The 12,744-nt window shown below is 69.6% G+C and carries 15 protein-coding genes and 1 other RNA gene; 8 read left to right on the top strand and 8 right to left on the bottom strand.

Translation table 11 applies throughout. From position 1 onward, the window contains the following. Positions 1–4: 4 nt before the first annotated feature. Together ACOFKW_RS09115 and ACOFKW_RS09110 are read right to left on the bottom strand one after the other, a co-directional pair. Complete coding sequence (locus ACOFKW_RS09115) at positions 5–646, bottom strand: hypothetical protein (protein WP_419813836.1); 642 nt, start codon at positions 644–646, stop codon at positions 5–7. A gap of 140 nt (positions 647–786) precedes the next feature. Further along, positions 787–2,385 carry a hypothetical protein gene (locus ACOFKW_RS09110; protein ID WP_419813835.1) on the bottom strand — a complete coding sequence of 533 codons (1,599 nt, stop codon included), beginning with the start codon at positions 2,383–2,385 and terminating at the stop codon, positions 787–789. Between the two features lie 35 nt (positions 2,386–2,420). Here ACOFKW_RS09110 and ACOFKW_RS09105 point away from each other — a divergent pair, with 35 nt between their 5' ends. After that, positions 2,421–3,116 (top strand): hypothetical protein, encoded by a 696-nt coding sequence (locus tag ACOFKW_RS09105; protein ID WP_419813834.1) that lies wholly within the window; start codon positions 2,421–2,423, stop codon positions 3,114–3,116. A 45-nt stretch (positions 3,117–3,161) separates the two neighbouring features. Here ACOFKW_RS09105 and ACOFKW_RS09100 read toward each other — a convergent pair whose 3' ends face one another. Genes ACOFKW_RS09100 through ACOFKW_RS09085 form a run of 4 tightly spaced genes read right to left on the bottom strand, consistent with a single transcriptional unit; the run spans position 3,162 to position 6,207 of the window. Continuing rightward, complete coding sequence (locus tag ACOFKW_RS09100; protein WP_419813833.1) at positions 3,162–3,731, bottom strand: hypothetical protein; 570 nt, start codon at positions 3,729–3,731, stop codon at positions 3,162–3,164. Then, positions 3,728–4,246 carry a hypothetical protein gene (locus tag ACOFKW_RS09095; RefSeq protein ID WP_419813832.1) on the bottom strand — a complete coding sequence of 173 codons (519 nt, stop codon included), beginning with the start codon at positions 4,244–4,246 and terminating at the stop codon, positions 3,728–3,730. The genes ACOFKW_RS09100 and ACOFKW_RS09095 overlap by 4 nt, the downstream gene beginning before the upstream one ends. 11 nt (positions 4,247–4,257) lie before the next feature. Then, positions 4,258–4,848: a sigma-70 family RNA polymerase sigma factor gene (locus ACOFKW_RS09090; protein ID WP_419813831.1), complete on the bottom strand. Its 591-nt coding sequence runs from the start codon at positions 4,846–4,848 to the stop codon at positions 4,258–4,260. A gap of 39 nt (positions 4,849–4,887) precedes the next feature. Continuing rightward, positions 4,888–6,207: a hemolysin family protein gene (locus tag ACOFKW_RS09085; protein ID WP_419813830.1), complete on the bottom strand. Its 1,320-nt coding sequence runs from the start codon at positions 6,205–6,207 to the stop codon at positions 4,888–4,890. A gap of 131 nt (positions 6,208–6,338) precedes the next feature. On the opposite strand from ACOFKW_RS09085, the gene ACOFKW_RS09080 reads away from it, so the two are divergent. From ACOFKW_RS09080 to ACOFKW_RS09065, 4 genes are all read left to right on the top strand, one after another. Beyond that, a complete protein-coding gene (locus ACOFKW_RS09080; RefSeq protein WP_419813829.1) occupies positions 6,339–7,028 on the top strand; it encodes an OmpA family protein in 690 nt (229 codons plus the stop codon). Between the two features lie 36 nt (positions 7,029–7,064). Next, positions 7,065–8,141, top strand: a complete 1,077-nt coding sequence (locus tag ACOFKW_RS09075) for a cysteine desulfurase family protein (RefSeq protein WP_419813828.1) — start codon at positions 7,065–7,067, stop codon at positions 8,139–8,141. Then, complete coding sequence (locus ACOFKW_RS09070; protein ID WP_419813827.1) at positions 8,138–9,325, top strand: cysteine desulfurase family protein; 1,188 nt, start codon at positions 8,138–8,140, stop codon at positions 9,323–9,325. Before ACOFKW_RS09075 ends, ACOFKW_RS09070 begins: the two co-directional genes overlap by 4 nt. 108 nt (positions 9,326–9,433) lie before the next feature. Beyond that, on the top strand, positions 9,434–9,766 hold the full coding sequence (locus tag ACOFKW_RS09065; protein WP_419813826.1) for a 2Fe-2S iron-sulfur cluster-binding protein: 333 nt from the start codon (positions 9,434–9,436) through the stop codon (positions 9,764–9,766). A 38-nt stretch (positions 9,767–9,804) separates the two neighbouring features. On the opposite strand, the gene ACOFKW_RS09060 is transcribed toward ACOFKW_RS09065, so the two are convergent. Beyond that, positions 9,805–10,224: a type II toxin-antitoxin system VapC family toxin gene (locus ACOFKW_RS09060; protein WP_419813825.1), complete on the bottom strand. Its 420-nt coding sequence runs from the start codon at positions 10,222–10,224 to the stop codon at positions 9,805–9,807. Further along, the gene (locus ACOFKW_RS09055) at positions 10,190–10,417 is read right to left on the bottom strand and encodes an AbrB/MazE/SpoVT family DNA-binding domain-containing protein (RefSeq protein WP_419813824.1); all 228 of its coding nucleotides are present in this window, start codon (positions 10,415–10,417) and stop codon (positions 10,190–10,192) included. The genes ACOFKW_RS09060 and ACOFKW_RS09055 overlap by 35 nt, the downstream gene beginning before the upstream one ends. Before the next feature lie 133 nt (positions 10,418–10,550). Between ACOFKW_RS09055 and ffs the strand changes: the two genes are divergently transcribed. The 3 genes from ffs to ACOFKW_RS09040 all read left to right on the top strand — a co-directional run bounded on the left by ffs (position 10,551) and on the right by ACOFKW_RS09040 (position 12,719). After that, an RNA gene (gene ffs, locus ACOFKW_RS09050) (signal recognition particle sRNA small type) lies at positions 10,551–10,647 on the top strand. 52 nt (positions 10,648–10,699) lie between these two features. Then, complete coding sequence (locus ACOFKW_RS09045; protein ID WP_419813823.1) at positions 10,700–12,403, top strand: DNA polymerase III subunit gamma/tau; 1,704 nt, start codon at positions 10,700–10,702, stop codon at positions 12,401–12,403. Beyond that, the gene (locus ACOFKW_RS09040; protein WP_419813822.1) at positions 12,396–12,719 is read left to right on the top strand and encodes a YbaB/EbfC family nucleoid-associated protein; all 324 of its coding nucleotides are present in this window, start codon (positions 12,396–12,398) and stop codon (positions 12,717–12,719) included. The genes ACOFKW_RS09045 and ACOFKW_RS09040 overlap by 8 nt, the downstream gene beginning before the upstream one ends. The last annotated feature ends 25 nt before the right edge of the window (positions 12,720–12,744 follow it).

Here is a 12,744-nt window from a genome sequence, read left to right as displayed (position 1 = left end):
CCGGTCAAGGCCTGAACGCCGCAGCACCGTGGAGCGTGAGCAATGCCAGCACCTTGCGGTTGGCGATGGCGACATTCTCGGGCGTCAGCTCGATGAAGCGGCCGCGTGGCTGCTTGCCGGTCCGTGCCGCCCAGCGGTCGATCAGGCGCAGCGCCAGGCCGTTGTCGTGCGAGACGATGATGCGCTGCTCGCCGTTGACGGTGACGGCGCGCTCGACGCCGTTGAGGGCGCGGTCGAGCAGGTCGTCCTGCAGCATGTTGCGGGCCTGATCGCGAGCCTCGTGGCACGCGGCGGCGAAATCGCTGTCGGTGACGCACAGCCGGTAGACCGAGGTATGCGAGCCCTTCACCGCTTCGATGGCGCGACGCATCGATCCGGTCGCGGCAAAGCATTCGAGGAAACGTTGCCGGCGCTCGGCGCTCCAGCCGCGCACTTGCATGCCCCTCAATCGCAACGGCGCGCCGGTAATTGCCTGCCACGCGGCGGCGAATTCAGGGTCGGTGCGGCGGGCGTGATAGATCGAGTCCGGGCTGACCCCGGCGGCGGCAGCAGCGGCCTTCATCGTTCCGAGCCGGGCCAGCGCATCGAGGAAGATCCGCCGTGTCTCAAGCACGTCACCGGCCCGCACGCCCTTGCTGCTCGCCATAGCGGTTCTCCCGAGCTGATTGTTGAAACACCGCGAACCACCGCCGCCAACTTCGGAGCGCGATTCGTCAAGCTGGGACTTGTTTACCGAATAGCGTTACGATAGTCAAGCTGATTGTGCGTATTTGGTTCGAGCCTAACTCAATCTGCTTGCAAGGCCCGGTCGCCCTTGAGCGTCATCCGATGCAGCTTCGCTTCATAGGATCGCGCCACCGCCGGTTGCCCGGCCAGTGTCGCCGCCCTGGCCGCACCGTGCAGCGACCAATAGCGGTTGGGCTCGCGCTCGAGGCTGGCGCGGAACTCGGCAAGCGCTTCGCTGCGCTTGTCGGACGCCAGCAGCAGCTCGCCCAGCATCTCGCGCGCCGGCAGGAACGGGCCGGGAGTGACCGACGCCAGCTCGGTCTTGTCCTCCAACACGGCGGCGGCACGCATGCCCGCGATCGCACCGGCCGTATCGCCTGACGCCCGGGCCAGCATCGCCGCCACTTCCTGCCGCTGGATCTCGACCTGCCCGGCCCAATATTCGTCATGCGCGGCAAGGAGTTGATCGCGGAACCTGGCCAGCGCGGCGACGGAGCCGGCGGCGGTGGACCGGTCACCGGCGTGCGCCGCGCCCAGCCCTTGGGCGAATGCCGTGATGGCGCTGGCATTGGCGAATGGCCCGCCGACCGGTTCGAGCCGTGCTGCCTCGGCCCAGGCGTGGCGTTCCAGCGCATAGCGGGCCGGGATCGCGGCATGCGCGTAAAAGGCGGCAGACGCGGGCGCGGCCCCGGTGACATTGGCGGGATCGAAGCCGCGAAACACCTCCGCCGACGCCTTGACCAGCGCTGCGGCGGCACGGTCCTGCCCGGTCTGCAGGAACGCATAGACCATGTAGTCGCTGGCGTGGAGGACGTCGGCGGGCTGGTTAGCGGCCCGGGCGGCGGCTGCCGAGGCGCGGTTGGTGTCGATCGATGCCTGCCAGTCACCGACACGGGTGAAGGTATGCGACGGCATATGCAACGCGTGCGGGGTCGCGGGCGCAATTGCACCATAGCGGCGCGCGGCCTCGGCAGCGCGCGACGCCAGCGCCGGCTCGTCATAGGCGTGGATGATATAATGCGCCAAACCGGGATGGTTCGGGAAGCGCGCGAACAGCGGTTCCAGCAATGCGCCGGCCTGCAACTGGCGCGCATAGCTCTTGTCGGCGGGATCGGCCGAGGCGGCGAGCGCCAGAGCGTAGAAGATCCGGGCCTCGTCATCGCCGGGATTCGCCGCCGCGACCGACGCCATCGCCGCCTGATAGGCTTCCATCCGGGCAGGCTGCAGAACCTTCGGGTCTTCGACGTACAGTTGCGCGACGGCATCGACATAGCCGCGCTCGCGCGTCGTGCCAGCGCCGGTGGCGCGCGCCCGGCGAACTGCATCGGCACCCCGGGCAAGCTGAGCCGGCGTTTTGAAGCCGGCGAACGGGTTGCCCCAGTTGCTCAGCGCGATGCCCCAATACGCCATGACGCATTTCGGATCCTGCTGGAGGATCGCGTTGAACTCGGCGATGGCGCGGCCGAACTGGAACGAGTGCATCAGCGCGACGGCAGTATCGAAGCGGGCGGCGACGGCGGGGGCGCACGACGTGCTGAAGGAAACCGTGCCCAGCGCCTGCATCGCGACATGGTCGTGGCCCTGCGCGGCGACCGTGATCGGCGCGGCTGCAAGAGCGGCCACAAGGCAGATGCCCGGAATGCACGATGGCAGTCTCATGCGCTGCCTGCTCCCTGCCTCGACACCGGCGCAGGATGTCCAGTCCAACGGAGCAACGTCAAGATGGATTCGCGACCGATCCTGTCGTGGCAATAATGCTCTCCCGCCCGACCCGAGAGACCGCTGTTTCAAGCCGGGAACTACCCGAGCGCGCACTTGACGAAGCAATTCGGCGCTGTGAGACTTTGCAGCCTGCGATCCATCCGATGGAGGCTGTGCTGCGCAAGTCGATCGTCCTGATGGCAATCCTCGCGATTGCCGTACCGCTGCCGTCGACTGCCCAGGAACGCTTCACGCCACCGAACGGCGGCCTTGGTGGCCAGCAGTTCATCTCGCGCTGCCCGAGCGGCGCCCTGCTGACCGGGATCGTCGCGCTCACCGGCGCCTATATCAACAATATCGCGCCGGTCTGCGACGGGCGGGCCTTGCGTGGCGCGGGCGGCCGCGGCGAGCGGCGGAGCGTCGACTGCCCGGCGGGATCGGTCATCCAGAGTGTCTGGTTCATTTCGCTGAGAAGCGACAATCACCTGCTGAAGAACCTCAACGTCCATTGCGTGGCGCGCGGCACGCGGATCGGGACCGCCGATATTCAATTGACGACGCCGGGCCGGTTCTCTGGGAAACTGGAGCTTTATCCGCATGGCAACATGGACTGCGGCGCCCAGAACATCACCGGCTTGCAGGGTCGGGCCGGGGACGCGGTCGACGCGCTGGGGCTGATCTGCGGCTAGCGACCGCCGGGCGCGTCGGCGACGTACAGGCTGGCGGCAGGGGCGCTAGCGGCCGGGCGGGCGCGTCGGACGTTCCATGCGCTCACGCATGTTGCGGGCATCGGCGACGAAGGCACGACGGTCGGTCAGGCTGAGGCGCTGGAATGCGGCGAGCATGGCGGCCTGGTGGCGCAGCTTGATCTGGCTGGCGGACTGCCGCTCCTCGTCCATCGCGCGGCGCAGGGCGACGACGTCGAGGCGGTTGGCGGACAACAGGGTCAGGATGCGATCGCGGGCGGCATGGACCTGGTCGCGGTCCCGGTCGCCCTCGCGGCTGCGAACCGGCGGCGAGCCGGGGGGGCCGGGCATCCAGTACATCGCGCCGGTGATGATCCGTCGTCCGGCATCGCTCATGGTGCCGAACATCGGGCTGTGCGAGCGGCCACGATCGCCGCCCTCGCCCTCGCGGTCCATCGGCCGGTCGCGGCCGCGCCCGTCGCTGCGATCAATCGCCGGTTGGCCGGGCATGCCGTGCGCCACGAGTTCCGTCGACGACGGCGCAAACCCGCCGAACAGCAGCGCGCCGAGGGGCAGCATCAGCCGCGCCGTCAGCGCACTGGCGGGCCGGGGCGTCATATCGCTTCTTCTTCGTCGGGCGTCGGTGTGAACAGCAGCGAAAACGCCTGTTCGTCGGTCAGGGCCGGGGTCGCGACATGCGGCACGGTCGTCGCCGTGCTGGCGATCTGGAGGCGCGGCGAGTGCAGTGCCGTCGTCGGGGTGATCATCACCACCACCGCTGCCGCTACCGCCGCAGCGGCTGCGAACAGACCGCCGCCGGTGGCGCGTCGCCAGTCGCGGGTCGCCGGAGCCAGCGCACTTGCTGCGGCCGCAGCAGCAGCGGCCGCCTCGCGGTGCGCCGGCTGGCCGTCGTCGGCGAGCGCCCCGGCCAGCGCACCGGTCGCCCAGGCGTCGAGGATATGGTCGAGCCGCGCCGCTTCTTTCCGGGCGGCGCGGAGGGCGGGGTCTGCCGCGAGGATGCTAACCACATCGGCACGCTCCTCGTCCGGCCAGCGCAGCGGATCGGCGCCATATGCGGCGATGATCTCGGCAGCGCGGGCCGGGTCTCGGCCAGGGGCGTGGGGGGTGGTCATTGCTCGGTCATCTAGTCCTTGATCGGGGCATCGCTGGCGAGCAGCGTCCGTAATTCCATACGGGCGCGCGTTAATAATCCCTCGACCGCCTTGGGCGTGGTGTCCAGCGCGGAGGCGATCTCGGCCATCGTCGCACCCTCGCCGTGGAACAGCGCGATGGCGGCGCGCTGCCGCGGATTGAGGCGGGTCATCGCCGCATCGATGCGCCGCGCCTGGGCATGGGTCTCGGCGGCGCGCGCCGGATCGGGGGCCGGATCGGCGATATCATAGGCATCGTCTAGCGTCGTCGTGACCCGCGAGCGAACCAGCCGGATGCTGCGCCGCCGGTCGAGGCACAGATTGACCAGCACGCGGCGGAACCACGCGCCGACGCTGCCGCGCTCCGGATCATAGCGCGCCGCCATCGTCCACAGCCGCGTCAGCGCGGTCTGCACGACGTCCTCGGCATCGTGGCGATCACCGAGCACGCGCGTCGCCAGCCCGAGCGAGCTGGTGTGCAGGCGGATGACCAGGATCGTGAACGCGGCGCGGTCGCCCGCCGCGACACGCGCCATCAGCCGCGCGTCGTCATCCTCGAACAAGGCCAGTGGGGCGGTCAACACGAGACCGTTACGGCGGCCCGGGCGATTGTCCCCCGCGGCTCAGGCGTCGGCCGCGACACCGGGCATGACCAGCAGCTTGTCGATCTTGCGCCCATCCATATCGACCACTTCGAACCGCCACTTGCCCAGCACGATCACCTCGCCGGTTTCGGGCAGATGCCGCATTCCGGCCAGGACGAACCCGGCGACCGTTTGATAATCCCGCGAACTCGGCAAGTCGATGCCCAGCCGCTCGGCCAGCTCGTCCGCCGCCATCGCTCCCGAAACCAGCATCGACCCATCGTCGCGAACCACCACATCCGGCTCATCGCCATCGTCGACGTCCGACCGGAAAGCCCCTGCAATCGCTGCCAAAAGATCAGCCGGAGTGACGATTCCTTCGAAATGCCCATACTCGTCGTGGACCAAAGCGATGGGTATTTCGGCGTCCCGCAAGCTCGCCAAAGCGTCCACCGCGTCCAGCGCATCGGGCAAGACCGGCGCGTTTCGGGCCAGCGCCCGCAGGTCCAGCGGATGCCCCTGAATCAGCGCCGCGACCAGGTCCCGGGCCTGCACCACCCCGACGATATCGTCGATCGAGCCGTTCGCCACGATCAGCCTGGTGTGCGGTGTCGCGACCAGGGCCGCCCGGGTTTCCTCGTCGCTGGCATCGGCGTCCAGCCACTCGACCTGGCCGCGCGGCGTCATCACCCCGCGCACCCGGCGATCGGCCAGCCGCATGACGCCTGAGATCATGGCGTGCTCGCTCTCCTCGATAACGCCCGCCGTCTCGGCCTCGGCGACGACGGAGCGCAGTTCCTCCTCGGTGACGACGTGGTTCGCCTCGCGCTTTTGCCCGAGCAGGCGGAACACCAGCGCACTCGACTGGTCGAGGACCCAGGCGAACGGCGCGGCGATGCGCGTCATCCCTGCCATCAGCGGCGCGACGGCGATGGCGATGCGTTCCGGCGAGCGCAGCGCGAATTGCTTGGGCACGAGTTCGCCGACGATCAGCGAGACATAGGTGGTCAGCACGATGACTATGCCGAAACCCAGCCGCGCCGCCAGCAGCGTGTCGATGCCGAACCACGCCACCAGCCGGTCGGCCGTCGGTCCCGCCAGCTGCTCGCCGGAGAAGGCACCATTCAGGATGGCGACCAGCGTGATGCCGATCTGCGCCGACGACAGGAACTTGCTCGGGTCCGCCGACAGCTTCAGCGCCGCTGCCGCGCCCCGGTTGCCGTTCGCCGCCAGACCCTTCAGCCGTGGCCGCCGCGAAGCGACGATCGCTAGTTCGGACATCGCCAGGAAGCCGTTGAGCAGCACCAGCGCGAGAATGACCGCGACGTCGAACCAGGGGTAAGGTTGCATGATCTCCATGTCCGCGGACCAGATGCCGCGACGCGTAAATTTACGGTGTAGCTGTAACGAGGCCGCGCCGCTACTTGTTCATCCCGGCGTCAGTGCGGTTATAATAGCTGGCGGCGAGAAGACTGTAGGGAGCGCCACGAATGGCCAGGTTCACGACATCGATGCTGATCGCAGCGACTGCGGCGCTGACGCTGACCGGTTGCGTCACCGATCCGCAGACCGGGCAGCAGACGGTGTCCAAGGCCGGAATCGGCGCCGGCGCGGGTGCGGTCACCGGCGCGGTGCTGGGCGCCATCCTCGGTGGGCGGCATAACCGGACCGAGACGATCATCGGCGCCGGCTTGGGCGCCGTTGCGGGCGGTGCGGTCGGTGGGTATATGGACCGTCAGGAGCGCGACCTGCGCGCGCGGACTGCGGGCAGCGGCATCGACGTGGTGCGCAAGGGCGACAACATCGACCTGCGGCTGCCGTCGGGTATCACCTTCGACTTCAACTCCGCCGCGGTGAAGCCGCAGTTCCGGGCCAGCCTCGACCAGGTCGCGCAGACGCTGGCGAGCTACCAGTCGACCTATGTCGACGTCACCGGCCACACCGATTCGATCGGCACCGACGCCGTCAACCAGCGCCTGTCGGAGCAGCGTGCCGTCGCCGTCGCCGACTATCTCAGCTACCAGGGCGTCAACCGCGCCCGGATCGCGACGCGCGGCTTCGGCAAGACCCAGCCGATCGCCTCCAACGCCGACGAGGCCGGGCGCGCGCAGAACCGCCGGGTCGAGATCCACATCTCGCCGATCACCGACGACGATGTGAGGGACGTCCGCGGCCGGTGAGTAGTGGCGGCGCTCCCGGCCTGCTAGGCTGAGGCAATGAGCGCCGCCTACCTCGACTATGCCGCCACCGCGCCGATCGACGCCGCGGCTGTCGCTGCGATGGCCGAGGCGGCGCGACTGGGCGGCAATCCGTCGTCGGTCCACGGCAGAGGCCGCGCTGCCAACGCCCTGCTCGAGTACAGCCGCGGCGTCGTCGCACGCCACGCCGGAGTCGCGGCCGAGGCCGTCGTGCTCACCAGCGGCGGCACCGAGGCGCTCGGTCTCGCGCTCGGCGGCGGGCATTGGGGCTCGGTGATCGTCTCCGCGGTCGAGCATGACGCGGTGCTGGCCCAGGCAACGAGCGCCGCGGTCCTGCCGGTCGACGGCGATGGCGTCGTCGACCTCGCCGCGCTCGAACGCCGGCTCGCCGCCGCGCCGCCCCGCACGCTGGTCGCGGTGATGCAGGCCAATAACGAGACCGGCGTTCTCCAGCCCCTCGCCGAAGTCGCGCGCCTCACCCTGGCGGCAGGCGGGCTGCTGCTCGTCGATGCGGTGCAGGCGTTCGGCAAGCTGCCGGTGCCCGAGGCCGACTTCGTCGCAGTCTCGGCTCACAAGCTCGGCGGGCCGCCCGGTGTCGGCGCGCTCATCGTCCGTGACCCCGCCACCCTGCAGGCCGTCCAGCGCGGCGGCGGGCAGGAGCGCGGCCTGCGCGGCGGCACCCCCAACCTTCCCGGCATCGCGGGGTTCGCCGCCGCCCTCGACGCCCGCGCCGCCGATACCGGCTGGCTCGACCGCGCCACCGCCCTGCGCGACCGCCTCGAAGCCCGCCTCGACGTCCGTCCCTACAGCGCCGCTGCTCCCCGCCTCGGTACCATCGCCTGCCTGCCGATGGCCGGCGTTCCCGCGATGACGCAGGTCATGGCCCTCGACATGGCAGGCTTCGCGGTCAGCGCCGGCGCCGCCTGCTCCTCGGGCAAGGTCCGCGCCAGCCACGTCCTGTCGGCCATGGGCGCCCCGGCCCCCGGCGAAGCGATCCGCGTCAGCCTCGGCTGGGGCACCACCGTCGCCGAGATCGACGCCTTCACCGTCGCCTGGCTCGCCCTGCGCGACCGCCTGCACCGGCGCGCCGCATGACCGCGCCGTCTCCATCGGTACGCACGACGGTCGCGGCGTCTTCATCGGCGCGCACGACAGTCGCCGCCATGCCGATCTACCTCGACTATGGCGCGACCACGCCGCTCGACCCCGCTGTCGCCGCCGCCATGCAGCCGTGGCAGGTCGAGCATTTCGGCAATCCCGCCTCCCCGCACCGCTGGGGCTATGAGGCGGCCGCCGCCGTCGATGCCGCCCGCGCCCGCATCGCCGCCCTGCTCGAATCGCCAACCGAAACCATCGCCTTCACCGGCGGCGCGACGGAATCGGTCAATTGGGCGCTCAAAGGCGTCCTCACCGCCCCCGGCCAGACCCGCCGCCGCATTATCACCCTGGCCACCGAGCACAGCTGCGTCCTCGAAACCGCGCGTTACCTCGAAAGCGTCGGCGCCGAGCTCACCGTCCTGCCGGTCCAGCCCGACGGCCTGCTCGACCTCGCCGACCTCGACGCCGCACTCGGCCCCGACGTGGCTCTGGTCTCCGCCATGCTGGTCAACAACGAGATCGGCGTCGTCCAGCCCATCGCCGCCATCGCCGAACGCGCGCACGGCGTCGGCGCCCTGATGCACTGCGACGCTGCCCAAGGCTTCGGCAAGCTGCCCATCGACCTCGCCGGCATCGACCTGCTCAGCTTCACCGCGCACAAGATCTACGGTCCCAAAGGCATCGGCGCGCTGTACCGCCGGCCGGCCCTCAGCCTGACCCCGCTGCTCCACGGCGGCGGCCAGGAGGACGGCCGCTCCGGCACCCTCGCCCCGGCATTGTGCGTCGGCTTCGGCACCGCCGCCGCGATTGCTGCCGAGCGCATGGCCGAGGACACCACCCACGCCCGCACCCTCTACGACCGCCTGGTTGCCGCGCTCGACCCGCCGTTCCGCATCAATGGCTCGACCGCGGCGCGCTGGTTCGGCAACCTCAACCTGTCGTTCGACGGCGTCGACGGCACCCGCTTGCTGTCTGCGGTCCGCGGCCTTGCGGTGTCGTCGGGATCGGCCTGCGCCACCGGCCGCCCGAGCCACGTCCTCGCCGCACTGGGCCTGTCCCCCGCCGCCGCCCGCGCCAGCCTGCGCATCGGCTTCGGCCGCTTCACCACCACCTCGGAAATCGACGCCGCCGCCGAGCAGATCAACGCCGCCGTCGCCAGCCTCCGCCGGAAAGCCGCATGACCCTCGCTCAACGCCGAACGGCGTCATGACACCCGCCGACGTGAACAGGCGTTCTGCCCACATCCGACCGCCGCAAGGCTTTATCTCCTCCCATCGCCGGAAGGCGCCATGACCACAGTCCGCTTCATCTCCGCCGACGGCCGCCAGGTCAGCGAAGTCACCGCCCGCGCCGGCACCCGCCTGCTCGACCTCGCCCAGGCCAACGGCCAGCCGCTCGAAGGCACTTGCGAGGGGGCGATGGCCTGCTCGACCTGCCATGTCATCGTCGCGCCTGCCGATTTCATCCGCCTGCCCGCGGCCAGTGCCGACGAGGAGGACATGCTCGATTTCGCACACGGCGTCGGCCGCACGTCGCGCCTCGCCTGCCAGATCTGGCTGACCGCCGATCTCGACAGCCTCGAAGTCCGTATGCCCAGCGGCAGCACCGACATGAGCGGCTGAGGCGGCAGCTGCTTCCAGTCCTTCCCGTACCGGCGGGATTAGCGGATCATTTCAACCTCGACCCCGGCTGCGTCTGCTACCCGCAGCCAGTCTCGGTCCCCCGTCAGTGCGGTCGCGCCACGCGATTGCGCCAAGGCGAAGCACGAGCGATCGCCCAGCGACAGGCCCGCGCCGCGCGTCGAGGCTCGCAAACGACCCGATGCCTCAGCCTGCAGTTGATCGAATGGCACGATTTCGATCTCCAACAGCGCGATGTTCGAGATCATCCGCTCGACGTTCGCGCCCTTGTCGACGAGCTTGGCGATGACCTCGGCCAAATTCACCGACCCGATCATCGCGCCGTCCAGCGCGGCGGCGACCCGCTCGTGCCCAGGTTCTTCAAACAAGAAGCAAATCAGCGCGGACGCGTCGAGCACGACACGCTTATTCACGCAGGGCCTCGGCGCGGCGATCGGCAATCAGTTCATCCGACACCAGCATGTCACCCTTCGGCAAGTTGCGAAGTTCAGCACGGATCCGCTCGAGTGCCGCCTTGGACGAGCGAACGCGCAACTCGTCGCCGTCGAGTTCGAGCACCAAAGCGTCGCCCGGCCCGATGCCCATCGCGCGGCGGAGCGCAACCGGGACGACGATCCTGCCGCCTTCGGCCATCCTGGTTTTTACGACGGGCATGCCATTCCTAGAGTTTCTGCCACAACAACGATGTTGTGCCATAAACGGCTACGTGGGGCTAGTGTCTGCGCTACCAACCTTGCGCCCCCCGCCCATTTCGCCCATATCGCCCTTGGGAGTCGGGCGGGCAGTGCACTCGCCAACCCGGTCAGGTCCGGAAGGAAGCAGCCGCAACGAATCCGCGCTGGGTCGTTCCCGGCTCCCACCATTCACCCGCAAAGCTTCCGGTTTGAGCCAAACCCCGGTAAGCCGGTGCCGACCATGGAATCACTTCTAATCCCCGACACCGCGCCACCTCCGAAGCCCGAGTACCGGGTGCTGGCGCGCAAATACCGCCCCGCCAGCTTCGACACGCTGCTTGGGCAGGAGGCGATGGTCCGCACACTGGGCAACGCCATCCGTCGCGAGCAACTGGCGCAGGCCTGGCTGCTCACCGGCGTCCGCGGGGTGGGCAAGACCTCGACCGCGCGCATCATCGCCAAGGCGCTCAACTGCGTTGGTCCCGACGGCACCGGCGGCCCGACGATCAGCCCGTGCGGCGTCTGCGAGCCCTGCGTCGCGATCGCCGCCGGGCGCCACATCGACGTCGTCGAGATGGACGCCGCCTCCAACACCGGCGTCGACGACGTCCGCGAGATCATCGAGTCGGTGCGCTACGCCAGCGTCTCGGCGCGATACAAGATCTACATCGTCGACGAAGTGCACATGCTGTCGAAGAACGCCTTCAACGCGTTGCTGAAAACGCTCGAGGAGCCGCCGCCGCATGTGAAATTCATCTTCGCCACCACCGAGGTCCAGAAGGTCCCGGTCACCGTGCTGTCGCGCTGCCAGCGCTTCGACCTGCGCCGCATCCCCGCCGAGATGCTGGCCGAGCATTTCACGCGTATCGTCGAGTTGGAGGATGCCACCGCCGAGCCCGAGGCCATCGCCCTGATCGCCCGCGCCGCCGAAGGCTCGGTCCGCGACGGGCTGTCGATCCTCGACCAGGCGATCGCCCACGGCAGCGGCGCGATCACCGCGCAGGCGGTCCGCGACATGCTGGGCCTCAGCGACCGTGGCAGCATCCGGACGCTGATGGCGCTGGTGCTCGGCGGCGATGCGGCCGGCGCGCTGGCGGCGCTGCAGGGCCAGTACGACCTCGGCACCGACCCGGCGATGATCGTCCAGGAGTTGCTGGAGCTGGTCCACACCATCACCCGCGCCAAGGTCGCCGACGCGCACGACCCGGCGATGAGCGCCGAGGAGCGCGACACGGTGCGCGGCTGGGCGGGCACGCTATCCTTCCCCGCTGTCCACCGGCTGTGGCAGCTGCTGCTCAAGGGCCTCGCCGAGGTGCAGAGCGCGCCGGTGCCGATCCAGGCTGCCGAGATGGCGGTGCTGCGCATCGTCCACGCCTCCGCCCTGCCCGATCCCGCCGAGCTGGTCCGCCGCCTGACCGACCGCGCCGAGCGTGGTGCCGATGCACCTGCGGTCCCGGAAGCTCGCCAGTCGAACACGACCGTCCAGCAGTTGCCGGTGGCCGCGCCGCCACCGCCTGCCGCCCCGGCGATGCCGTCGGATTACGCCGCGATGGTGGCGCTGTTTTCGGACCGCGAGCCGCGCCTGCACCAGCTGCTCCACGACGAGGTCCGGCTGATCGACTATTCGCCACCCAACCTCAGCATCGTCGGATCGCCGATGCTGCACACGACCTTCGTCCAGCAGGTCATCGCCTGCCTGCAGCAGCATACCGGCGCGCGCTGGACGGTGACCCTCGCCAAGGACGGCGGCGGCCAGACGCTGCACGAGATCGCCGAGGCGCGCATCGCCGCCGAGCGTGCCGCCGCGCTCGCCGACCCGGCGGTGCGCGAGATTCTTGCCGCATTCCCGGGCGCGGAACTGGTCGACATCGTCGACGCACCGCCGCCCGACGCCGACCTAGCCATAGACAGCATGCCAGATAACAGGAGCGCGTTCGATGCGTAGCATGGAAGACATCATGAAGGCGGCCCAGAACGTCCAGGCCGAGATGGCCAAGGCGCAGGACGCGCTGGACAAGCTCGAAGTCGAGGGCGCGTCGGGCGGCGGCATGGTCAAGGTCCGCGCCTCCGCCAAGGGCCGCATCATCGGCCTGACAATCGACCCGGCGCTGTTCGTGCCCGCCGACAAGGAGATGGTCGAGGACCTGATCGTCGCCGCCTTCAACGACGCACGCGCCAAGGCCGACCAGGTCGCGAACGTCGAGATGCAGAAGATGACCGCCGGGCTGCCGCTGCCCGAGGGGTTCAAGCTGCCGTTTTAAGGCACCGGCGCTCCACATCGGGAGG

The sequence above is a fragment of the Glacieibacterium sp. genome, from assembly GCF_965200405.1.
GTDB lineage: Bacteria > Pseudomonadota > Alphaproteobacteria > Sphingomonadales > Sphingomonadaceae > Glacieibacterium.
The sequence above is the reverse complement of the archived record's forward strand: the minus strand, read 5'-3'. Positions and strand labels throughout refer to the sequence as shown.